At 70.8% G+C, this 21,471-nt stretch carries 18 protein-coding genes; 11 read left to right on the plus strand and 7 right to left on the minus strand.

Going from position 1 to position 21,471, the window contains the following annotated elements:
- Positions 1 to 17 precede the first annotated feature (17 nt).
- The 5 genes from B1H19_RS34210 to B1H19_RS34230 all read left to right on the plus strand — a co-directional run bounded on the left by B1H19_RS34210 (position 18) and on the right by B1H19_RS34230 (position 6,888).
- Positions 18 to 1,175 (plus strand): CaiB/BaiF CoA transferase family protein, encoded by a 1,158-nt coding sequence (locus B1H19_RS34210; RefSeq protein WP_083108769.1) that lies wholly within the window; start codon positions 18 to 20, stop codon positions 1,173 to 1,175.
- Positions 1,175 to 2,200, plus strand: a complete 1,026-nt coding sequence (locus tag B1H19_RS34215; RefSeq protein ID WP_083108770.1) for an LLM class F420-dependent oxidoreductase — start codon at positions 1,175 to 1,177, stop codon at positions 2,198 to 2,200. The genes B1H19_RS34210 and B1H19_RS34215 overlap by 1 nt, the downstream gene beginning before the upstream one ends.
- A 24-nt stretch (positions 2,201 to 2,224) precedes the next feature.
- Complete coding sequence (locus tag B1H19_RS34220; RefSeq protein ID WP_083110041.1) at positions 2,225 to 3,367, plus strand: acyl-CoA dehydrogenase family protein; 1,143 nt, start codon at positions 2,225 to 2,227, stop codon at positions 3,365 to 3,367.
- Positions 3,368 to 3,435: 68 nt separating this feature from the next.
- Positions 3,436 to 4,650: an acetyl-CoA C-acetyltransferase gene (locus B1H19_RS34225; protein ID WP_083108771.1), complete on the plus strand. Its 1,215-nt coding sequence runs from the start codon at positions 3,436 to 3,438 to the stop codon at positions 4,648 to 4,650.
- Between the two features lie 33 nt (positions 4,651 to 4,683).
- Complete coding sequence (locus B1H19_RS34230) at positions 4,684 to 6,888, plus strand: 3-hydroxyacyl-CoA dehydrogenase NAD-binding domain-containing protein (protein ID WP_083108772.1); 2,205 nt, start codon at positions 4,684 to 4,686, stop codon at positions 6,886 to 6,888.
- 41 nt (positions 6,889 to 6,929) lie between these two features.
- On the opposite strand, the gene B1H19_RS34235 is transcribed toward B1H19_RS34230, so the two are convergent.
- Positions 6,930 to 7,703 (minus strand): MerR family transcriptional regulator, encoded by a 774-nt coding sequence (locus B1H19_RS34235; protein ID WP_083108773.1) that lies wholly within the window; start codon positions 7,701 to 7,703, stop codon positions 6,930 to 6,932.
- 105 nt (positions 7,704 to 7,808) lie between these two features.
- On the opposite strand from B1H19_RS34235, the gene B1H19_RS34240 reads away from it, so the two are divergent.
- From B1H19_RS34240 to B1H19_RS34250, 3 genes are all read left to right on the plus strand, one after another.
- Positions 7,809 to 9,653, plus strand: a complete 1,845-nt coding sequence (locus B1H19_RS34240) for an AMP-dependent synthetase/ligase (RefSeq protein WP_083108774.1) — start codon at positions 7,809 to 7,811, stop codon at positions 9,651 to 9,653.
- A 109-nt stretch (positions 9,654 to 9,762) separates the two neighbouring features.
- Entirely contained in the window at positions 9,763 to 11,226 is a 1,464-nt protein-coding gene (locus B1H19_RS34245) for an amino acid permease (protein WP_237289668.1), read from the plus strand.
- 116 nt (positions 11,227 to 11,342) lie between these two features.
- Positions 11,343 to 11,825 carry a macro domain-containing protein gene (locus B1H19_RS34250; RefSeq protein ID WP_083108775.1) on the plus strand — a complete coding sequence of 161 codons (483 nt, stop codon included), beginning with the start codon at positions 11,343 to 11,345 and terminating at the stop codon, positions 11,823 to 11,825.
- Positions 11,826 to 11,865: 40 nt separating this feature from the next.
- Here the strand turns inward: B1H19_RS34250 and sph are convergent, their stop codons facing one another.
- Together sph and B1H19_RS34260 are read right to left on the minus strand one after the other, a co-directional pair.
- Positions 11,866 to 12,840 (minus strand): sphingomyelin phosphodiesterase, encoded by a 975-nt coding sequence (gene sph, locus B1H19_RS34255; protein ID WP_083108776.1) that lies wholly within the window; start codon positions 12,838 to 12,840, stop codon positions 11,866 to 11,868.
- A gap of 273 nt (positions 12,841 to 13,113) precedes the next feature.
- The gene (locus tag B1H19_RS34260) at positions 13,114 to 14,259 is read right to left on the minus strand and encodes an acyl-CoA dehydrogenase family protein (protein ID WP_083108777.1); all 1,146 of its coding nucleotides are present in this window, start codon (positions 14,257 to 14,259) and stop codon (positions 13,114 to 13,116) included.
- A 186-nt stretch (positions 14,260 to 14,445) separates the two neighbouring features.
- On the opposite strand from B1H19_RS34260, the gene B1H19_RS34265 reads away from it, so the two are divergent.
- Complete coding sequence (locus tag B1H19_RS34265) at positions 14,446 to 15,045, plus strand: TetR/AcrR family transcriptional regulator (RefSeq protein WP_083110043.1); 600 nt, start codon at positions 14,446 to 14,448, stop codon at positions 15,043 to 15,045.
- A gap of 85 nt (positions 15,046 to 15,130) precedes the next feature.
- Here the strand turns inward: B1H19_RS34265 and B1H19_RS34270 are convergent, their stop codons facing one another.
- Genes B1H19_RS34270 through B1H19_RS34285 form a run of 4 tightly spaced genes read right to left on the minus strand, consistent with a single transcriptional unit; the run spans position 15,131 to position 19,461 of the window.
- Positions 15,131 to 16,606: an aldehyde dehydrogenase family protein gene (locus B1H19_RS34270; protein ID WP_083108778.1), complete on the minus strand. Its 1,476-nt coding sequence runs from the start codon at positions 16,604 to 16,606 to the stop codon at positions 15,131 to 15,133.
- Positions 16,603 to 17,484 carry an oxygenase MpaB family protein gene (locus B1H19_RS34275; RefSeq protein ID WP_083108779.1) on the minus strand — a complete coding sequence of 294 codons (882 nt, stop codon included), beginning with the start codon at positions 17,482 to 17,484 and terminating at the stop codon, positions 16,603 to 16,605. Before B1H19_RS34275 ends, B1H19_RS34270 begins: the two co-directional genes overlap by 4 nt.
- Positions 17,485 to 17,517: 33 nt before the next feature.
- A complete protein-coding gene (locus B1H19_RS34280; RefSeq protein ID WP_083108780.1) occupies positions 17,518 to 18,822 on the minus strand; it encodes a DUF6114 domain-containing protein in 1,305 nt (434 codons plus the stop codon).
- 18 nt (positions 18,823 to 18,840) lie between these two features.
- Positions 18,841 to 19,461, minus strand: a complete 621-nt coding sequence (locus tag B1H19_RS34285) for a DUF6230 family protein (RefSeq protein WP_237289669.1) — start codon at positions 19,459 to 19,461, stop codon at positions 18,841 to 18,843.
- A gap of 133 nt (positions 19,462 to 19,594) precedes the next feature.
- Here B1H19_RS34285 and B1H19_RS34290 point away from each other — a divergent pair, with 133 nt between their 5' ends.
- A complete protein-coding gene (locus tag B1H19_RS34290; protein ID WP_083108781.1) occupies positions 19,595 to 20,527 on the plus strand; it encodes an oxygenase MpaB family protein in 933 nt (310 codons plus the stop codon).
- Positions 20,528 to 20,531: 4 nt separating this feature from the next.
- Positions 20,532 to 21,431: an oxygenase MpaB family protein gene (locus B1H19_RS34295; RefSeq protein ID WP_083108782.1), complete on the plus strand. Its 900-nt coding sequence runs from the start codon at positions 20,532 to 20,534 to the stop codon at positions 21,429 to 21,431.
- Positions 21,432 to 21,471 lie beyond the last annotated feature (40 nt).

Below are 21,471 nucleotides of genomic sequence, written 5' to 3' on the forward strand. Positions count from 1 at the left end.
GAAGGACCGGGGGTGCGATGGCAGACTCAGGCAACGGCCCGCTGAGCGGCGTGCGGGTGGTGGAGCTCGCGGGCATCGGCCCCGGCCCGTTCGCGGCCATGCTGCTGGCCGACCTCGGCGCCGATGTGGTCCGCGTCGACCGGCCCGGCGGCGCCGGACTGGGCATCGATCCGGCATACGACGTCACCAACCGCAACAAACGCTCGGTGCTGGTGGACCTCAAGGACCCCCAAGGGGCGGCCCGGGTCCTCGATCTGGCCGAGCGCGCCGATGTGCTGATCGAGGGGTACCGCCCCGGTGTGGCCGAGCGTCTCGGCGTCGGCCCCCAGGAGTGCCTGGCCCGCAACCCCCGGCTGGTCTACGGGCGGATGACCGGCTGGGGCCAGCAGGGCCCGCTCGCCGACACCGCCGGGCACGACATCGGCTATATCGCCATCACCGGCGCCCTCGGCATGATCGGTCTGCCCGACGACCCGCCCGCCGTCCCCGCCAACCTGGTGGGCGACTACGCCGGAGGCTCGCTCTATCTGGTCATCGGCGTCCTCGCGGCCCTCCAGTACGCTCGCACGGAAGGCGGCCGCGGCCAGGTCGTGGACGCCGCGATCGTCGACGGCACCGCCCATCTGACGGCGATGATCCACGGCATGCTGGCCGCCGGCGGCTGGCAGGACCGCCGCGGTGCCAATCTCCTCGACGGTGGCGCCCCGTTCTACGGGACGTACGAGACGGCGGACGGCGGCCATATGGCCGTCGGCGCACTGGAAAAGCGCTTCTACGCCGAGTTCGTCCGCCTGCTCGGCATCGCGGACGACGCCCCGAGCCGCGACGACCTCGCCGCCTGGGGGGAGCTGCGCACCACCATCGCCGCCCGCTTCAAGACCCGTACCCGCGAGGAGTGGACCGCCGTCTTCCAGGAGTCGGACGCCTGTGTGGCGCCCGTCCTGTCCCTGCGCGAGGCTCCGGAGCATCCGCATCTCGCCGCCCGCGGCACCTTCGTCGAGCACGGCGGCCTCACCCAGCCCGCCCCCGCGCCCCGCTTCTCGCACACCCCGGGCGCGGTGCGCACCCCGCCCGCACGGCCCGGCGCGGACACCGAGGAGATCGCCCGCGACTGGCAGATCCCGAGCCTGGCCGCCGGCCCGGCCCGCACCGAGCCGCAGGAGGCGGACAGCTGATGGAACTGGCCACCACGCTCCAGTACGCGGGCGACCCCCGGCGCGCCGCCGAAGAGGTCGCCGCCCTGGAAAGCGCCGGACTGGACGCCATCTGGGTCGCCGAGGCCTATGGCTTCGACTCCCCGACGATCATGGGCTTCCTCGCCGCCCGCACCGAGCGCGCCAAGATCGGCTCGGCGATCCTGAACGTCTACTCCCGCACCCCCGCCCTGATCGCCCAGACCGCCGCCGGGCTCGACGCCGTCTCCGGCGGCCGCGCACTGCTCGGCCTGGGCGCCTCCGGACCACAGGTCGTCGAGGGCTGGCACGGCCGACCGTACGACAAACCGCTGGGCCGCACCCGCGAGACCATCGATCTGTGCCGCCGCATCTGGCGCCGCGAAACCATCGACCACCACGGCATCACCGATATGCCACTGCCCCCGGAGAAGGGCGGCCGGCTCGGTAAACCGCTGAAGATCCTCACCCGCCCGGTGCGCCCTGAGATCCCCGTGTACGTCGCGTCCCTCGGCCCCGCCAACGTCCGGATGACCGCCGAGATCGCCGACGGCTGGCTGCCCACCCTCTTCCTCCCGGAGAAGGCCAAGGACGTCTGGGGCTCCCCGCTGACCGAGGGCACCGCCCGCCGCGACCCCGCCCTCGGGCCGCTCCAGACGGTCGCCGGGGGGCTGCTGGCGATCGGCGAAGAGGCCGCAGCCGTACGGGAGTTGGCCCGCCCCCTGATCGCGCTGTACGTCGGCGGCATGGGTGCCAAGGGCAAGAACTTCTACAACGACCTCGCCGTCGCCTATGGCTACGAAGAGGCCGCAGGCACCATCCAGGAGCTCTATCTCGCCGGGAAGAAACGGGAGGCCGAGGCCGCCGTGCCGGACGAATTCTGCGAGCTGATGTCGCTGTGCGGGCCCGAGGGATACGTCCGCGAGCGGATCGCCGCCTTCCGGGAGGCGGGCGTGACGATGCTCAACGTCCACCCCGTGGGGCCCGAGCCCGCCAAGCTGATCGAGACCGTCAAGAACTGGCTCTGAGGAGGGCCCGCAGCGATGACCGCGATGCCGCGCCAGATCTTCACCGAGGACCACGAGTCCTTCCGGCAGACCGTCCGCACCTTCCTCGCCAAGGAGGTGACGCCGCATTACGACCAGTGGGAGAAGGACGGCATCGTCAGCCGGGACGCCTGGCGGGCGGCCGGCCGCCAGGGCCTGCTGGGCATGGCCGTGCCCGAGGAGTACGGGGGCGGCGGGCAGCCGGACTTCCGCTACAGCGCCGTACTGGCCGAGGAGTTCACCCGGGCCGGCGCCCCCGGCCTCGCCATCGGCCTGCACAACGACATCATCGGCCCGTATCTGACCACCTTGGGCACCGAGGAGCAGAAGCGCCGCTGGCTGCCCGGCTTCTGCAGCGGCGAGACCATCACCGCCATCGCCATGACCGAACCCGGCGCCGGCTCCGACCTCCAGGGGATCCGCACGAGCGCCGAGGACCGCGGCGACCACTGGCTCCTCAACGGCTCCAAGACCTTCATCTCCAACGGCATCCTCGCCGACCTCGTCATCGTCGTCGCCAAGACGACCCCCGAGGGCGGGGCGCACGGCCTGAGCCTGCTGGTCGTCGAGCGCGGCATGGAGGGTTTTGAACGCGGCCGCAACCTCGACAAGATCGGTCAGAAGGCGCAGGACACCGCCGAGCTCTTCTTCCGCGACGTCCGGGTGCCCAAGGAAAACCTCCTCGGCGAGCTCAACGGCGCCTTCGTCCATCTGATGACCCATCTCGCGCAGGAGCGGATGGGCATCGCCGTGGCCGCGATCGCCGCCGCCGAGTATCTGCTGGAGATCACCACGCAGTACGTCAAGGAGCGCGAGGCGTTCGGCCGGCCGCTGGCCAAGCTCCAGCACATCCGCTTCGAGATAGCCGAAATGGCCACCGAATGCGCCGTCACCCGCGCCTTCCTGGACCGCTGCATCGCCGACCACGCGGCCGGCGCATTGGACGCGGTGCACGCCTCGATGGCCAAGTGGTGGGCGACCGAGCTGCAAAAACGCGTCGCCGACCGGTGCCTCCAACTCCACGGCGGTTACGGCTATATGACCGAATACCGCGTCGCCAGGGCCTTCACCGACGGCCGCATTCTGACGATCTACGGCGGCACCACCGAGATCATGAAGGAGATCATCGGCCGTTCCCTGCTCGGCTGACCGGGGGCGGCCCCGGTACCGCCGCCCGCCCCACCCTTTCCCGCACCTCCCCCGAAAGGCTTGTTGACTTGAGTACCGAAGCGTACGTATACGACGCGATCCGCACCCCGCGCGGCCGCGGCAAGGCCAACGGCGCCCTGCACGGCACCAAGCCGATCGACCTGGTCGTCGGCCTGATCCACGAAGTACGCAACCGCTTCCCCGGGCTCGACCCGGCCGCCATCGACGACATCGTGCTCGGCGTCGTCGGCCCGGTGGGCGACCAGGGCTCCGACATCGCGCGGATCGCGGCGATCGCCGCCGGGTTGCCGGACACCGTTGCCGGCGTCCAGGAGAACCGCTTCTGTGCCTCCGGCCTCGAAGCCGTCAACATGGCCGCCGCCAAGGTGCGTTCGGGCTGGGAGGACCTGGTCCTGGCGGGTGGCGTGGAGTCGATGTCGCGGGTGCCGATGGCCTCCGACGGCGGCGCCTGGTTCGCCGACCCGATGACCAACTTCGACACCGGCTTCGTCCCCCAGGGCATCGGCGCCGACCTGATCGCCACCATCGAGGGCTACTCCCGCCGCGACGTCGACGAGTTCGCCGCGCTCTCCCAGGAGCGGGCCGCCGCCGCCTGGAAGGACGGCCGCTTCGAGCGCTCCGTCGTGCCCGTCCTCGACCGCAACGGCCTGGTCGTCCTCGACCACGACGAGCACCTGCGCCCCGGCACCACCGCCGACAGCCTCGCCGGCCTCAAGCCCTCATTCGCCGCCATCGGCGACGCGGGCGGCTTCGACGCGGTCGCCCTCCAGACGTACCACTGGGTCGAGAAGATCGACCACGTTCACCACGCGGGCAACTCCTCCGGCATCGTGGACGGCGCGGCGCTGGTCGCCATCGGCTCCAAGGAGGTCGGCGAGCGCTACGGCCTGACCCCGCGCGCCCGGATCGTCTCGGCCGCGGTCTCCGGCTCCGAGCCGACGATCATGCTCACCGGCCCCGCGCCCGCCAGCCGCAAGGCCCTCGCCAAGGCCGGGCTGACCATCGACGACATCGACCTGGTCGAGATCAACGAGGCGTTCGCCGCGGTCGTGCTGCGCTTCGTCCAGGACATGGGCCTGAGCCTGGACAAGGTCAACGTCAACGGCGGCGCCATCGCCCTGGGCCACCCCCTCGGCGCCACCGGCGCGATGATCCTGGGCACCCTGATCGACGAGCTGGAGCGGCAGGACAAGCGCTACGGCCTGGCCACCCTCTGCGTCGGCGGCGGCATGGGCATCGCCACCGTCATCGAGCGCCTCTGACCCTCGTCCCACCCCACTACGGAGTACGCACCCATGAGTGAATCCGCTGCCTCGTCGACCATCCGCTGGGAACAGGACGAGACCGGCATCGTCACCCTGGTCCTGGACGATCCGGACCAGTCTGCCAACACCATGAACAACGCCTTCAAGACCTCCCTCACCGCGGTCGCCGACCGCCTGGAGGCCGAGAAGGAGAACATCCGCGGCATCATCGTCACCTCCGCCAAGAAGACCTTCTTCGCCGGCGGCGACCTGCGCGAGCTGATCGCCGTCACGCCCGCCCACGCACAGCAGGCCTTCGAGGCGGGCAACGGCATCAAGCGCGATCTGCGCCGTATCGAGACCCTCGGCAAGCCCGTCGTCGCCGCCATCAACGGCGCGGCGCTGGGCGGTGGTTACGAGATCGCGCTCGCCTGTCACCACCGCATCGCCCTCGACACCCCCGGCACCAAGATCGGCCTGCCCGAGGTCACCCTCGGCCTGCTGCCCGCGGGCGGCGGGGTCACCCGCACCGTCCGCCTCCTGGGCATCACCGACGCCCTGCTCAAGGTGCTGCTCCAGGGCACCCAGTACAACGCCGTCCGGGCCAAGGACAACGGGCTGATCCACGAGGTCGCCCACACCCCCGAGGAACTGCTCACCAAGGCACGGGAGTTCATCGACGCCCACCCGGAGTCCCAGCAGCCCTGGGACGTCAAGGGCTACAAGATCCCCGGCGGCACCCCGGCCCACCCGAAGTTCGCGGCCAACCTCCCCGCCTTCCCCGCCAACCTCAAAAAGCAGCTCAACGGCGCGCCCTACCCCGCGCCGCGCAATATCCTCGCGGCCGCCGTCGAGGGCTCCCAGGTCGACTTCGAGACCGCCCAGACCATCGAGGCGCGCTATTTCGTGGAGCTGGTCACCGGCCAGATCTCCAAGAACATGATCCAGGCGTTCTTCTTCGACCTCCAGGCCGTCAACTCCGGCGCCAACCGTCCCAAGGACATCGCGCCCCGCCAGGTCGAGAAGGTCGCCGTCCTCGGCGCCGGCATGATGGGCGCGGGCATCGCCTACTCCTGCGCCCGGGCCGGAATGCAGGTCGTCCTCAAGGACGTCACCCTCGAAGCGGCCGAGAAGGGCAAGGCGTACTCGGAGGGGCTGCTGGCCAAGGCGCTGTCCCGGGGCCGTACGACCGAGGCTCAGCGCGACGAGCTGCTGGCGCGCATCACGCCCACCGCCGATCCGCAGGACCTCGCGGGCTGCGACGCCGTCATCGAGGCGGTCTTCGAGGACATCGCGCTCAAGCACAAGGTGTTCAAGGAGATCCAGCACATCGTCGCCCCCGATGCGCTGCTGTGCTCCAACACCTCCACCCTGCCCATCACGCTGCTGGCCGAAGGCGTCGAGCGCGACCAGGACTTCATCGGCCTGCACTTCTTCTCGCCGGTCGACAAGATGCCGCTGGTGGAGATCATCAAGGGCGAGCGCACCGGCGACGAGGCGCTGGCCCGCGCCTTCGACCTGGTGCGGCAGATCAAGAAGACCCCGATCGTCGTCAACGACTCCCGGGGCTTCTTCACCTCCCGGGTCATCGGCCAGTTCATCAACGAAGGCGTCGCGATGATCGGCGAGGGCCTCGATCCGGTCTCCGTCGAACAGGCCGCCGCCCAGGCCGGCTACCCGGCCAAGGTGCTCTCCTTGATGGACGAGCTGACCCTCACCCTCCCGCGCAAGATCCGCAACGAGACCCGGCGGGCCGTCGAGGAAGCCGGCGGCAGCTGGCAGCCGCATCCGGCCGATGCCGTCATCGACCGCATGGTGGACGAGTTCGGGCGGCCCGGCCGCAGCGGCGGAGCCGGTTTCTACGACTACGGCGACGACGGCAAGCGGGCCGGTCTGTGGCCCGGCCTGCGGGAGCACTTCGGCACGGCGGGCGCCGCGATCCCGTTCCTCGACATGCAGGAGCGGATGCTGTTCTCCGAGGCGCTGGACACCGTCCGCTGCTTCGAGGAAGGCGTGCTGACCTCGGTCGCCGACGCCAACATCGGCTCGATCTTCGGCATCGGCTTCCCCGGCTGGACCGGCGGTGTGCTCCAGTACATCAACGGTTACCAGGGCGGGCCGGGGCACGAGGACCGCGTCGGTCTGCCCGGCTTCGTGGCCCGCGCCCGTGAGCTTCAGGCGGCGTACGGTGAGCGGTTCGCGCCGTCGCCGCTGCTGGTCGAGAAGGCCGAGAAGGGCGAGACGTTCAGCGACTGAGCGCGGCCCGGGAAGGGGCGGGCCCCGGCGCGGCCCGCCCCTCATCCCCCGTCCGTGCCGCTTCCCTCGCTCCCGCCGTTCCTCTTGTGCGCGGCGCTCTCGCCGAACCACTCCCGCAGTTCCTGCTTCATCGACCTCTGAAAGGCGGTGACCAGTGCCTGCACCACCATCGGCTGCATATGCGCCGACAGCGATTTCATCCGCGCCATCTCCTCCGCATCCGGCCCCCCTTCCCGGTACGGACCCCATACCTCGTCCTTGAAGAGTCGGCTCAGCTCCCGCGCCGCCGAGCGGGTGTGCTCGATGACGACGGTGCGCGCCGCCAGGATCGACTCCAGCGCGATCGGCACGTCCAGCAGCCGCGTGCCCAGATGCAGCAGACCCGGATCCACTCGGAAGACCTGCGGGTCCTCGGTCCGTACGAGCACGCTCATCGCGGCCAGCCGGTCGAGGTCCTCCTCGGTCAGCTCCCGCCCGGCCCGCCGTTCCAGCTGGTCGCGGGTCATGTCCTCCGCCTTGTCCGGCACCCAACTCGCCACCAGCGCACGGTGGATGGCCAGATCCTGGGCGCTCAGATCGGGCGGCAGCTGCGCCAGATAGCGCTCGATCGCCGACAGGGTCAGGCCCTGGTGCTGGAGTTCCTCGATCAGCGCCAGCCGCGACAGATGGTCCGGACCATATCGGCCGACCCGACGGGGGCCGATCTCGGGCGGCGGCAGCAGTCCGCGCGTGCTGTAGAAGCGGATCGTGCGGACCGTGACGCCGGCGCGGGCGGCCAGTTCGTCGACCGTGAGGTCGGTGGCGGGCTCCTTCATGTTCAACAGTATTGCTGTCTCACCACTCGTGTGAAACCTTCCGTCCCCCTTGCTCCGCAGATCAGGCTCTCACCAGATCAGGCTCTGACTCCTCAGGAGGCCGCCGTGACCACGATCCTGCGTATGCCCGGCACACCCGACGAACTCACCCTGCCCGCCCTGCTGCTGCGCAACGCCGAGGACCACGGCGCGCTGCCCGCACTGTCCTGGCGCGACCGCGAGACCGGCGGCTGGCACACCCTGACCTGGGCCGAGGCCCGGCACCGGATCGCGGAGCTGGCCGCCGGGTACCGCGCGCTCGGCGTCCGCCGCGGCGAGATCGTCCTGCTCATGATGGCCAACCGCCCCGAGCACTGGCTCAGCGACCTCGCCCTGGTGCACCTCGGCGCCGTCCCGGTGACGGTGTACGGCACGGCCGCCACCGGGCAGATAGCGCATATCGCCCGCCACAGCAGGGCCCGGTTCGCCGTACTGGAGGGCGAGCGCGAGCGGGAACGCTGGTATCCGCTGCTCGACGATCCGACGGCGCGGCTCGAAAAGCTGGTGATCGTCGAGCCGGACGAGGACGGGACCGGCCGGCACGACGAGCGCGGCAGGTATCCGACCTATGCCGCACTGGCCGCCCGGGGCGCCGAGCTCCACGACGCCGAAGCGTTCGAGGCGGCATGGCGAGGGTCGACCGCGGCCGACACCCTCACCGTCGTCTACACCTCCGGCACCACCGGCGAGCCCAAGGGCGTCGTGATCAGCCACCGCAATGTGCTCCTGAACGCGGCGGCCGTGAATGCCGCCGTAGAGCTGCCCGATCATGTCGAGCACCTCTGCTACCTCCCCTTCGCTCATATCGCCGAGCGGATACTCGGCATCTATCTGCCGGTCTTCCGCGCCTCGCACGTCTACCTCTGCGCCGACCCGGCCGCGGTCGCCGCGACGGCGCGCGAGCTGCACCCGGCGCAGTTCTTCGGCGTCCCGAGGGTCTGGGAGAAGCTGGCGGCGGCCGTACGGGCGGCGCTCGCGCGGCTCCCGGAGGAGCGGCGGGCGGCCGTGGACACGGCGGGCGGGACCGCCCGCGCCTATGTGGCCTGCAAGGAGCGCGGCGAGCGGCCCTCCGATCCGTTGGAGGCCGCATATGCGCAGGTCAAGGCCGAGGTGCTGGATCCGCTGCTGGCGCTGGCCGGATTCGACCGCCTGGTGTGGACGGCGAGCGCCTCGGCGCCGATGCCGCCCGAGGTGGTCCGGTTCTGGGCCGGTCTGGGCGTGGTGATCATGGACGCCTGGGGGCTGACCGAGACCGTGGGCGTTTCCACGACGAACAGTCCCGGTGCCTTCCGGCTGGGCTCGGTCGGCCGCCCGATCGACGGCCTGGAGGTGCGCACCGCCCCGGACGGCGAGATCGAGGTCCGCGGCCGCACGGTGTGCGACGGCTATCTGCGGGAGGACGGTTCGGTCGAGCCGGTGACCGACGCCGACGGCTGGTTTGCGACCGGCGACATCGGGCGGCTGGACGAGGACGGCTTCCTGTGGCTGACCGACCGCAAGAAGGAGATGATCGTGACCTCCACGGGCAAGAACGTCTCGCCCGCGCTGGTCGAGAACACCCTCAAGGAGCATCCGCTCATCGGGCAGGCCCTGGCATACGGCGAGGGCCGGTCGTATCTGGTCGCGCTGCTGGTGCTGGATGCGGAGCTGGCCCCGGCCTGGGCGGCGCGCCACGGCATCGAGGGCACGCTCGCCGAGCTGGCCGCGCATCCGGCCGTCCGCGAAGAGGCCGAACGCGCGGTCGCGGCGGCGAATGCGCGCCTGAACCGAACCGAGCAGGTCAAGCGATTTGTGGTGCTGGGCGAGGAGTGGTGTCCGGAAACAGGCGAGCTGACTCCCTCGCTGAAGCTGCGCCGTCGGGTGATCGAGGAGAAATACCGTCACTTCCTACAAGGTTTTTACGCCATGTGATCTTGCCCACAGACGAGGCGGCGGTCATCGGGGAAGGTGTGCCGTCGGCCGTCCGCGCGATCCGCGGGTTCCGGTCTCGGCTCTGCCTTGAAAGCGAGATCCACCAGCAGTGAGCACCACAGAAACCGTCACTGAGACAGCCCACAGGCCATCTGCCGGGGGGAACGGCGCACAGCAGGACGCGGGCGACGCGGGCTACAGCAAGGGCCTCAAGGGCCGCCACATCAACATGATCGCCATCGGCGGAGCGATCGGCACCGGCCTGTTCCTCGGCGCCGGTGGCCGACTGCACTCCGCCGGTCCGGGCCTCGCAGTGGCCTACGCGGTCTGCGGCCTCTTCGCCTTCTTCGTCGTGCGAGCCCTCGGTGAACTGGTGCTGCACCGCCCGTCCTCCGGCTCGTTCGTCTCCTACGCCCGGGAATTCCTGGGGGAGAAGGGCGCCTACGTCGCCGGCTGGATGTATGTCGTCAACTGGTCCACGACCGGTATCGCCGACATCACGGCCATCGCGCTCTACACCCACTACTGGAGCCTGTTCACCAGCGTTCCGCAGTGGGTGATGGCCCTGATCGCGCTGGCCGTCGTGCTGACGGTCAACCTGATCTCGGTGAAGATCTTCGGTGAGATGGAGTTCTGGTTCGCGATCATCAAGGTCGCGGCGCTGGTCGCCTTCATGTTCATCGGCATCTTCCTGCTGGCCACCCACCACAAGGTCGGCGGGCACACACCGGGCCTCAGCCTGATCACGGACCACGGCGGTCTCTTCCCGACCGGTCTGCTCCCGGTCGTGATCGTGCTCCAGGGCGTGGTCTTCGCCTACTCCGCCGTCGAGCTGGTCGGCGTCACCGCGGGCGAGACCAGCGAGCCGGCGAAGGTCGTGCCGAAGGCCGTGAACTCCATCATGTGGCGGGTCGGTGTCTTCTACATCGGTTCGGTCGTGCTGCTCGCGATGCTGCTGCCGTGGAACCAGTTCACCGGCGACCAGAGTCCCTTCGTGACGGTGCTGTCCCACCTCGGTGTGCCGTACGCGGGCGATGTCATGAACCTCGTCGTGATGACCGCGGCCATGTCGAGCCTCAACTCCGGTCTCTACTCGACCGGTCGGATCCTGCGCTCGATGTCGGCGGCCGGTTCGGCGCCGAAGTTCGTCGGCCGGATGAACCGCAACCAGGTGCCGTACGGCGGCATCATGCTCACCGCCGCGGTGTGTGTCCTCGGTGTCGGGCTCAACGCGTGGCTGCCGGGCCAGGCGTTCGAGATCGTGATCAACATCGCGGCGCTGGGTGTGGTCAGCACCTGGGTCACGATCATGATCTGCCACATGGTGTTCGTCCGCCGCTCCCGTGCGGGACTGCTCGAGCGTCCGAAGTTCCGGCTCCCGGGAACTCCGGTCACCGACATCGCCACCATCGCCTTCCTGCTCGGCGTCATCGTGCTGATGTGGTTCGACAAGCCCATCGGCCGCGAGACCGTGATGCTGATCCCGGTCCTCGCCGCCGCCCTGGTCGGCGGCTGGTACGTGGTCCGCGGCCGGGTGGCCCGGATCGCCAAGGAGCGCGAGCTGGAGAAGTAGCCCTGCAACACCCGGGCGCCTGAGGAACGAGGGCGGCCGCGGAGGCCCGAGAGGCTTCCGCGGCCGCCCCTTTCCGTCCCCGGCCGATTGTCAGTGGTCGCCCTTACCGTGGAGACATGACTGAGAAAACGGGGATCTCATACGTCAAGGGGGACGCCACCGCGCCGCAGGGCAAGGGCGTCAAGATCATCACGCATGTCTGCAACGACCTCGGCGGCTGGGGCAAGGGATTCGTCCTGGCCCTCTCCCGCCGTTGGCCGGAGCCCGAAGCGGCGTACCGCAGCTGGCACCGCGAGCGCGCGGGGAACGACTTCGGGCTCGGCGCGGCGCAGTTCGTCCAGGTCGGTGAGCGCCTGTGGGTGGCCAATGTCGTCGGGCAGCGGGGGATGAAGACGGGCAGCAAGGGCGTCCCGGTGCGGTACGACGCCATCGGCGCGGGGCTGGGCAAGGTGGCGGCCAAGGCCCGGGAGCTGGGGGCGTCGGTTCATATGCCGCGGATCGGCTGCGGACTGGCGGGCGGAAAGTGGTCCCGGGTGGAGCCGCTGATCTCCGAGCGGCTCACCCGGCAGGGCATAGCGGTAACGGTCTACGACCACTGAGCCTCGCGTCCGCCGGGCCGCCGCGGCGGACTTGCGCCGGTCAGCCGCCGATCACGGGATAGTGATCGGACAGGTTGGTGTAGGTGTAGTCCTTGCCCCAGCTGGAGACCGTCCAGGGCGCCGACTCCTCCTTGACCACCGTGTTCTGCCAACCGGCGGGACGGGCGTGGCCGTTGCGGTAGAGGACGTAGTCCAGGTCCTCGCGAGGATCGTTCGGGTAGCGGTACTTCGCGATGGAGTTCTCCTGGGTGTCGAAGGAGTACGGGTGGCCGGTGCGGCTGTCGGCGGGGGCCACGTCGGCATTGCCGAGCAGGGCGTGGTACTCGTCGCTGCGGGAGTCGGTGTTCAGATCGCCGGCGAGCATGACCTCCTCGTCCGCCGGGATGTTCTTGGCGTCGAGGAAGGCATCGATCTCCTTGAGCTGCCGGGCGCGGTCGGCGGCCGCCTCGCCCGCCTTGCAGCCCGAGTCGGTGGACTGGGTGTGGGTGCCGACGACATGCACCTTGGTGCCGTTGACGTCCAGCACCGCATAGACGAAGCCCTTGTTGGAGTAGGAGTCCGAACCGCAGGCGTCCTTGTAGATGTACTGCTCCTTGCGCAGGATCGGCCATGTGCTCAGCAGCGTCACCCCGCCGTCCTCGGGGGTGACGGCGGAGTAGGCGCCGCCGGTGGCGTCCCAGCCGTCCTTGCTGCGGCCGACCACCGGGGTCTGGTGGGGATACTGCGCGGCGGCGCGGGACTTCAGGGCGTCGGAGGAGGAGTTGTCGAAGGCTTCCTCGAGAACGACGACGTCGTTGCCCTGGAAGAAGTCCGCGTCCGGGATCGCCTGCGCGCGGTGGTCCTGGCCCCAGTTGGGATAGAGGTTCTTGCTCATGAGGAAGGTGTTGTAGGTCAGCACCTTCAGACGGGGGGTGGTGGCGGCCGAGGCCGTGGAGGGCGCGGCGGTCAGAGCGACGGCGGCCAGGGCTGCGGCTATCGCGACGGCCCGGGACGTACGCAGCGCGGAGTGCGACACGGGAACTCCCTGTGGGGTAGGGGGCGTGGTCCGGCGACGCATATCCAATCAGCCGGGGTTACTTCTAGGTAACCGTTGGGAGGGAAGGAGATGGAGTGGAGGGGGACTTCTCTGATGCGCAGGGGCCGGCTGGCCGTTTCAGGAACTCCGGGGAGTGCTGCCCACCCGCCTGGTCCCGGAGCCCGTCGCAGGACGGGCGCGCCGCCCGAGTGTCGCCAACTCTCTCTGGAAACGGTCACTTTACCGAGCGGCGGCGGCCGGGCCGGGCCGGGCCTACAGGCCGTAGCTCTTGCCGATGATGTCGCGTTGGATTTCGCTGGTGCCGCCGTAGACGGTGGAGACCACGGCCGTGCGCAGATGGCGTTCCATGTCGTACTCCGTCGCATAGCCGTAGCCGCCCATCATCTGCATGCCCTCCAGGGCCGCGCGTTTGGCGGTCTCGGTGGCCTTGAGCTTCGCCATGGACGCCTCGCGGGGGAAGAGCCGGTCGGGTTCCGCGTCGCAGCGGGCGGCCACGTCCCAGACGAGCAGGTCGGCGCAGGCGATCTCGGTGGCCAGGTCGGCGAGGCGGTGGCGCAGGGCCTGGAACGAGCCGACGGGGCGGCCGAATTGCTCGCGTTCGCGGACGTAGCCGAGGGTGTCGTCGAAGATCCGGCGGGAGAGGCCGAGCATATGGGCGGCGAGGAAGAGGCGTTCGGAATTCAGCCCTGTCGTCAGCTGGGTCCAGGCATGGCCGGTGCGTCCCACGACGGCGTCGGCGGGCAGCCGGACATCGGTGAGGAAGACGTCGTTGACCTCGCGGCCGCCCATGGTGTCGATACCGCGGATCTCGACACCGGGGGTGTCGGCGGGGAGGTGAAACATCGTCAGCCCGGTGTGCTTGTCGCCGCCGGTGCCGGTTCTGGCCACGAGGAGGATGGAGGTGGCGAGATGGGCGTTGGAGATCCAGGTCTTGTGGCCGTTGATCAACCACCCGCCGTTCTCGGTGCGTTCGGCGCGGCAGCGCAGGGCGGCGACGTCCGAGCCGGCGCCCGGTTCGGACATGGCGATGGACAGCACCTGACCGGCGACGACTCCGCCGATCGCGGCCTTCCGTTGTGCCGGGCTGCCGAATTTCTCATACGCCTTCGCGGTGATCACCGAGGTGATGAATCCGCCGGCCGGGACCATCCCGTGCGCACACTCCTCCAGGAAGAGGCAGGCATCGGTCATCCCGCCGCCGGCGCCGCCGTACGTCTCGGGAAGGCACACCCCGAGCCAGCCCAGGTCCGCCAGCCGGGCGTAGAGCGAGGGGCTGTGCGGGCCGCCGGTCTCGGCGGTGAGGGCGTCGCGCCGGGCGCGGGTGCCGCATTCGCGGTGGGCGAAGGTGCGTAGCGCGGTGCGGAAGTCCCGCTGTTCCGGGGTGAGTCGACCGGCCATGGAATACCTCCTGGGCAGGGCGTAGTGACAAAGTTATTCCGTTAGTGTCTTTGTAACGAGCGGTCGGCGGACGAGGGCCGCGCGGGCCGCGAGAACGGGGTGGAAGGGGCGGGAGCGATGGGCGTACGGAGTACGGGGAGGACGGCGTCGGGTGCCGGGGTGGACGACCCGGACGCGGGGTCGTTGATGGCGCGGGCCATGGCCGGCGCGCCGACCGGGGATGCGCTGACCGACACGATTCTCGACGCGGCCCGGGAGCAGTTCATGACCTTCGGGCTGCGGCGTTCCACCGTGGACGATGTGGCCAAACGGGCCAAGGTGTCGCGGGTGACGGTGTACCGGCGGGTGGGCAACAAGGACGAGCTGGTGCAACAGGTGCTGCTGCGGGAGTACCGGCTGTTCGTGGCCGAGGTGGATGCGGCGGTTGCCGGGCTGCCGACGATGGAGGAGCGGATGGTCGAGGGGTTCGCCGCGATACTCCGGCTGATCCGGGGGCATCCGCTGATCGGGGGGCTGATGCGGGTGGAGCCGGAGACGATGCTGCCGTATCTGACGCTGGAGAGCGGCCCGTCGTTTCTGGCGATGCGGGGGTATTTGGCGGCGCATCTGCGCAGGGCGCAGCGGACGGAGGGTCGGGAGGAGGGGGACCCGACGGCCGTTGCGGAGCTGATGGTGCGGATTACGGTGTCCTTTCTGCTCAATCCGGTGAGCTGTTTTGCGCTGGAGGACGATGAGCAGGCGCGGGGGTTTGCGCGGAGGTATCTGGTGCCGTTGCTGGGGCGGTGAGCCCCTGGTGAGCCTCCTGGTGAGCCCACACCGAGTCCCGAACGGGCCCTGGGCCAGGGCCCGTTGGGGGACTGCCGCAGCCGGTTCACCAGCGCGCGTGCAGTCGCCTCCCCAGTTCGACGGCGCGTTCCGCCCGACGCCGTGGCGCCGTGAAGGACGTCAGGTCCACCGGAGGCCGGAAGCGGCGGACCGTGAGGGAGTGCGGGGCGGCGAAGCCGCGGAGACCCTCGGCGCCGTGGATGCGGCCGTGGCCGGAGTCGGCGGAGCCGCCGAAGGGGAGGGAGGGGACCGCGGCGAATCCGAGGACGGAGTTGACCGAGACCGCGCCGGAGGCGAGGCGTTCGGCGACGGCGAGACCGCGGCGGCGGTCGGCAGTGAAGACGGCCGCCCCGAGGGCGTAGGCACCGGCGTTGGCGCGAGCGACCGCCTCGTCGAGATCGGCGACGGCATTGACGACGACGAGCGGACCGAAGGTCTCCTCCCGCATGGCGGGGGAGTCCTCCGGGACGTCCACCAGGACGACGGGGTGGACGTACGGGGGCCGGAGGGATGCGGGCCCGCCGTACGCGGCATGGGCGCCGGCGGCGAGCGCCTCCTTCATATGGCGTTCCACAGTGGCGAGTTGGGTCGGAAGGATGAGCGGCCCGTAGGGGGAGTCGGGCTCCGGGCCGGGGCGCAGGGCGCGGACCCGGTGCACGATCCGGGCGCACAGTGCGGCGTGGACCGAGGCGACGGCGTAGACGCGTTCCACCCCGGCGCAGGTCTGGCCCGCGTTGGCCAGCGCGCCCCATACGATCGCCTCGGCCGCCTCGTCCAGGTCCGCGGAGGCGTCCACCAGGACGGCGTCCTTGCCGCCGCACTCCGCGAGCATCGGGGTGAGCCGTTCGGCGCAGACGGCGGCGACCTTGCGGGCGGTGCCCGGGGAGCCGGTGAAGGCGACCTTGTCCACGCCGGAGCGGGCCAGGGCCTCGCCGGTGGGGCCGTGCCCGGTCACGGTCTGCAACAGGGCCGGGTGGTCCGGCACCGCGTCGGCGAAGCTCCGTGCCAGCAACTCGCCTACACCCGACGTGAGTTCGGAGGGCTTGAAGACCACCGCATTGCCCGCCGCGAGGGCATACCCGATCGATCCCATGGGGGTGTAGAGGGGGTAGTTCCAGGGACCGATGACGCCGATCACCCCCAGCGGGCGGTAGCCGACCAGCGCCCGCTGGTGCACGGAGAGCGGACCGGCGGGGACCCGGCGGCGGCCCAGGACCCGGCGGGCGTTGCGTGCCGCCCAGTCCAGATGGACGAGGGTCAGCAGGACCTCGGCGCGGGCGTCGTGCCGCGGCTTGCCGGTCTCGGCGCGGATGAGCGAGGCGAGTTCGTCCATCCGGCGGGCCAGCGACCGCTTCCAGGCGAGCAGGCGCGCCCGGCGTCCGGCCCAGCCGCAGGCCGACCAGTCGTGGGCCGCCGCGCGCGCCCGGCCGACGGCGGCGCGCACGTCCTCGGGGCCGTGCACGGGATGCTCGCCGACCGGTGCGCCGGTGACGGGGGAGCGGACGGTGAACCGGTCCGTCATGACGCCTCCTCGCCGGGGAGCGGCCGCAACGGCCGGTGCTGGGCCCAGGCGGGCCCGAGGTCGTCGAGGGTGTAGCCGAAGGGGTACGAACGGGGCGGCGCGAGGCGGGGACGGGATGCGGGGCGGGCGGGGGTGAGTCGTACGAAGGCGGCGCGGGCCTGCAGCACCCGTACCGCCAACGTCCGCATCCAGCGGGGCTGTTGGGGGAATCCCAGGGCCTTCAGCAAGGGCTCGTCGAGGAGGGCCGGTACGAAGCGGGCGACGGCGGGACGGAGCGCCGCCGGGTACCAGGCGGACAGGATGCGGAAGGTGGCGTTGGCGACGCGGTGGTTGGCCGGGTCGTAGGCGAACGCCGACGCCTCGTAGTCGTCGAGCAGCTTCTCGTATTCGGCCATGGTGCGCGGGGCGCCCTCGATGCCCATCAGCTCGGCCATCTTGTGGCCGACCAGCGCGAGGGCCTGGCATTCGTTGGCGCACAGCGGCCGCCAGCCGAAGCGGTCGATCCAGCGTTTGGGGCCGACGACCGTCGTGGCCAGGACGAAGCGGTAGTCCTCGTTGCGGATCGGGTACCTGCCGTGGATGCGGTTCAGATGGCGGGCGGCGGCGCGGCCGCGCTCGGAGTCGAAGCCCTCGGCGGCCATCTCGTAGCCGAAGAGGACGGTGTCGTCGTAGCGCTTCTGTCCGGCGCGCTCGAACTCCTGGGTGCGGTCGAGGAGTTGGGAGATCCGGGGAACGCCGTAGTCGCGCAGGAAGGCGAGGGAAATGCCCTGGGCGTAGTCCCAGGGGAACTCGTACTGGGTGATCCAGCGGAAGATCTGTTCGTAGTCGCGCTCGGGGTCCATCCGGCGGATCTCGCGCAGCCGACTGTAGCGGCCCATGGGCACATACCTCCTGAGGGCGGGGGCCGGGGGTTATCGCTGGGGGTGGCTGCCGAGGCGCGTATAGCGCACATCGGCGGTGTCGACGAGCACCTGGCCCGCGGTGACCGGTTCCATGGTCAGGCGGGGGAGTCGGACGGCGACGGGGAGGTTGGCCGGGATGATGTCCGCGCCGATGCAGATCTGCGGCGTGTTGACCTTGAGGCCGGGGATTTCGATGGAGCCCTTGAGGTAGGTGGCGTAGACGTCGACGTCGCGGATGTCGAGCTGGACGTCGAGGGTGTGGGTCGCCCCGCTCGGGCCCTTGACCTCGAGGTGGTAGTCGTCGGCGACGATCCGCGCCGCGTGCACCCACAGGACCTTGATCCGGCCGCCGCCCACCGTGGGCAGATAGGTCGCACCGTGGATGATCGCGTCGGTGGCCGTCAGGCGGGTGGCGTTGACGGTGGGGTAGAAGGGGCTGACGGGGTAGGTGGCGCGGCCGGGGCCCGGCTGGTCGCCGAGGACCAGCGGGGGTGTGAGTGCGGTGAGGTCGCCGGGGTCGCCGATCTTCCCGGGCTCGGCCGTCCTGGTGGGACGCGCGGGACGCCCGGGACGCCCCCCTTCGGACGGCGGAGGCCCCGTGGGGTCGGGGTTGTCGGCGCCGCCGGTGTCCACGCCGGAGAGGCAGGGGAGGGAGACGCGGGCGGCGGCGCCGCGGGGACCGCCGCCGCCCGGCCGGGCCGCGGCCGGGGGCGCGGTGGTGACCAGGCCCGCGATCAGCAGCGGGGGCAGCGTCAGGGCGAGGGCGGAAGTGCCGGGCAGTCGCCGGACACCGTGGCCCTCAGGCGCTTTTGGGCGGGCGGCCACCCCCTGCGGCGGCTCGTCGGGCGGACAGGGCGGAGAGGGCGTACGCGGCGGGTGGGGCGGACGGGGCGGATGGGGCAGCCATCCGAAGGCCATGGACGAGCCCAGCAGCCCCAGTCCGCAGCCGATCCCGAAGCCGCCGAGGTTGGTGGTGGCCAGCGAGACCAGCGAGGCGATGGCGGTGACAACCGATACGAACATCCGCTGCGCGGGGGCGAAGAGGAAGAACAGGCCGCCGGCGATCAGGACCAGGCCGACCCCGATCGCGGACATCGCACCGATCCCCACCTTGAGCATCAGCGGCAGCGGCGCCAGCGGCAGCACGATCATCTCGGCGCCGCCGGCCATCGCCCAGATCCCCGCCCAGAAAGGCCGCCGCCGGCGCCAGGACCGCAGCGGCCGGCGCAGCCCGGGGGCGGGCAGAATGCGGTCGAGCCAGTCGCCGAACTCCTTGGCCAGTTCGGCGAGAAAGCCGAGTACGAAGGTGATCACGGGTCGGCTCCCCTCCGGCTAGTAGCACTCTTTGCCGCTGTGGCTCAGCTCGATCTCGACCTTGTCGAGGGTGAGCGAGCCGCCGTTGGAGGCCCAGGCCGTGCTGTGGACATCGCGGGCGACCGCGGTGTCCGCCTGGACGCCGAAGAGCCCCTGCGGGCCGCTGACTCCCGGCGCGGCGGTGAGCGTGGAGGCGTCCCGGCCCGCCTGTACGCCCGTCACCCGGCCCCCGCTGCTGGTCAGCGCGTCGGCGTCGACGACGAGGTTCTCGCCCTTGACGGCCCGCTCGCCGCCCGACCGGACGATCAGCGACACCTCGCCGACCAGCGGCAGCCGCTGCTTCATCGACAGGCACACCCCTTGTGCCGTACCGGAGGCGATACCTGCCAGCAGGACGGCGTGCCCCTTGCCGTCCTTGCCGCCGAGCGAGGAGGGAAAGCTGGAGATCCCCCGGCCGGTGATCCGGTCCGCGGAGACCTTGAAGTTCTTGCCGGAGACGGCGAAGGACGCGGCCATCGCCCCCTGGGCCAGCGCGATCACCACCGCTCCCACGCAGGCGACGCCCGGCACCAGCATCACGGCGGCGCGCTTCCAGTGGGTGCGTCCCTCAGGGCTCAACTCACGTGCTTTCGCAGCCATTTCGGGATCCATTTCCGGGTCCTCCCGACGGGGTGAGTCAATGTTACAAAGACTATTGACTTGTTTCACGAGCCGCGTCAACACTGCTGACACGGATTCATTAACGGGCCCACGCAGCACCGCAGGAGGCCGGATGAGCACAGCGAACGCAGCCGACACCCCCACCGAGCCGGCCCCCGAACCGGCGTATGCGCAGCTCCGAGCGCCCCGGCGCGGCGGTATCGCCTGGCGCCATTTCGGCGACACCCGCGCCTTTCTGACGTCACCTCAGCTTTTGCTGCTCCAGGTCGCGCACCCCGTGGTCGGCGCCGGCGTCGAGGACCACTCCGACTTCCGCGCCCGCCCCTGGCAGCGGCTGCTGGGGACGGTCGGCTCCCTGAGCACCGTCATCTACGGAGGCCAGGCCGCCGCCACCGCCGAGGCCCGGCGGCTGCGCGAGGTCCACCGCGGGATGAAGGGCGTCGACGACCGGGGTCGCCGCTATCACGCGCTGCACCCCGAGGCGTACCACTGGGTCCACGCCACCCTCGTCCGCGGCCCCATAGAGGCGCTGAAGCTGTTCGGCAAGGGGCTGACGGAACGGCAAACAGCCGAGTACTACCGGGAGATGAGGGAGGTGGGACGCGTATGGGGGCTGAAGGAGCGGCATCTTCCGCCCGACTGGCCTGCGTTCTGCGCCTACTACGACGACATGGTCGAAAACCGTCTGGAGATGAACCGGTCCGTGCGGGACGTCCTCGACGAGCTGGCGCGCCCGCAGAAACCGCCGGTGTGGTGGGTGCCCGCCCCGCTGTGGCGGCCGTTCGCTGCGATAGCCGCGCGCTGTGCGCTGCTGGTCACCGTCGGCACACTGCCGCCCGTCCTGCGCGAGCGCCTCGGTCTGGTCTGGACGCGGCAGCAGGAGCGGCGGCTGCGGCGGTTCGCCCGGGTGGTGCGCTTCCTGATGGCGCCGGTGCCGCCGCCGCTGCGGATCGCCCCGGCCCTGTTCCTGGCGTACTGGCACACCCACCGGCCGGGCACCGATCCCCGTACCCGTCGGCCTCTGGGGGCATCGTATGATGACTAACGCGATGAAAACGGAACGTTCCGGTCGGGCCGAACGGGCGGCGCGGAAGGATCCGATACCCCCGCCGCCCGGCGGCGTCCTCTGGTCGCTGGTCGGCGACATCCGCATGGTGCTGACCCTGCCCGCCGCCCTGACCATGCAGGTCGCGCACCCCGCGGTGGGTGCGGGGGTGGACGACCACTCGGTGTTCCGTACGGACCCCTGGGGGCGCGGCGAGCGGTCGCTGGCCTCGTTGCAGCTGTGGGTGTACGGCGGCGAGGAGGCCGTCGAGGAGGGCCGCCGGCTGCGGCGGCTGCACCGGACGATCCAGGGCACCGACGCCCACGGCCGCGCCTACCACGCGCTCAGCCCCGCCTTCTACTCCTGGGTGCACGCCACCGGCTACCCGGTCTTCCGGTATGGGCAGCGCTACCTCGGCCGCACCTTCACCGAGGCCCAGGAGCGGCAGCTGTACGCGGAATGGCTCCAGGTCGGCCGGATCCTGGGCATCCACGACCGCGATATGCCGCAGACCATCGAGGAGTTCTGGCCGTACTACCGCACCGTCCTCGACGAGGAGCTGGAACACAACGGCGTGGTACGGGAGTTGCTCTTCCCCGAGCGTCCGCTGCCGGCGCCCGACCGCGGGCCGCGCCCGCTTCTGCTGCTGCTCCGGCCGACCTGGCCCTGGCTCGCTCCGTGCTTCGCCCGGCTGCGCCGTTTCCTCACCGTCGGCCTGATGCCGCCGGAGGCCCGCCAGGCCCTCGGACTGGAGTGGACCGATGCACAGGAGCGCACCCTGCGGCGCTTCGGGCGGGTGGTGCGCGTGGTGGTGCCGCTACTGCCGGAGCGGCTGCGCTATATGCCGATCGCACGCCGGGCCCGCCGGGCGGCGCGGCGCGCGAGGCAGCGCGACGGCATGTGACGCAGCTCACCGGGAAACGGTGACAGGGCGTTGTCGCGGA

Origin of the sequence: Streptomyces gilvosporeus, from assembly GCF_002082195.1 — a bacterium.
GTDB lineage: Bacteria > Actinomycetota > Actinomycetes > Streptomycetales > Streptomycetaceae > Streptomyces > Streptomyces gilvosporeus.

Coding starts and splice junctions, on each gene's coding strand:
- B1H19_RS34210 (WP_083108769.1), top strand. CDS start 18: ATGGCAGACTCAGGCAACGGCCCGCTGAGCGGCGTGCGGGTGGTGGAG.
- B1H19_RS34215 (WP_083108770.1), top strand. CDS start 1,175: ATGGAACTGGCCACCACGCTCCAGTACGCGGGCGACCCCCGGCGCGCC.
- B1H19_RS34220 (WP_083110041.1), top strand. CDS start 2,225: ATGCCGCGCCAGATCTTCACCGAGGACCACGAGTCCTTCCGGCAGACC.
- B1H19_RS34230 (WP_083108772.1), top strand. CDS start 4,684: ATGAGTGAATCCGCTGCCTCGTCGACCATCCGCTGGGAACAGGACGAG.
- B1H19_RS34235 (WP_083108773.1), bottom strand. CDS start 7,703: ATGAAGGAGCCCGCCACCGACCTCACGGTCGACGAACTGGCCGCCCGC.
- B1H19_RS34250 (WP_083108775.1), top strand. CDS start 11,343: ATGACTGAGAAAACGGGGATCTCATACGTCAAGGGGGACGCCACCGCG.
- B1H19_RS34260 (WP_083108777.1), bottom strand. CDS start 14,259: ATGGCCGGTCGACTCACCCCGGAACAGCGGGACTTCCGCACCGCGCTA.
- B1H19_RS34265 (WP_083110043.1), top strand. CDS start 14,446: ATGGCGCGGGCCATGGCCGGCGCGCCGACCGGGGATGCGCTGACCGAC.
- B1H19_RS34270 (WP_083108778.1), bottom strand. CDS start 16,606: ATGACGGACCGGTTCACCGTCCGCTCCCCCGTCACCGGCGCACCGGTC.
- B1H19_RS34275 (WP_083108779.1), bottom strand. CDS start 17,484: ATGGGCCGCTACAGTCGGCTGCGCGAGATCCGCCGGATGGACCCCGAG.
- B1H19_RS34285 (WP_237289669.1), bottom strand. CDS start 19,461: ATGGCTGCGAAAGCACGTGAGTTGAGCCCTGAGGGACGCACCCACTGG.
- B1H19_RS34290 (WP_083108781.1), top strand. CDS start 19,595: ATGAGCACAGCGAACGCAGCCGACACCCCCACCGAGCCGGCCCCCGAA.
- B1H19_RS34295 (WP_083108782.1), top strand. CDS start 20,532: ATGAAAACGGAACGTTCCGGTCGGGCCGAACGGGCGGCGCGGAAGGAT.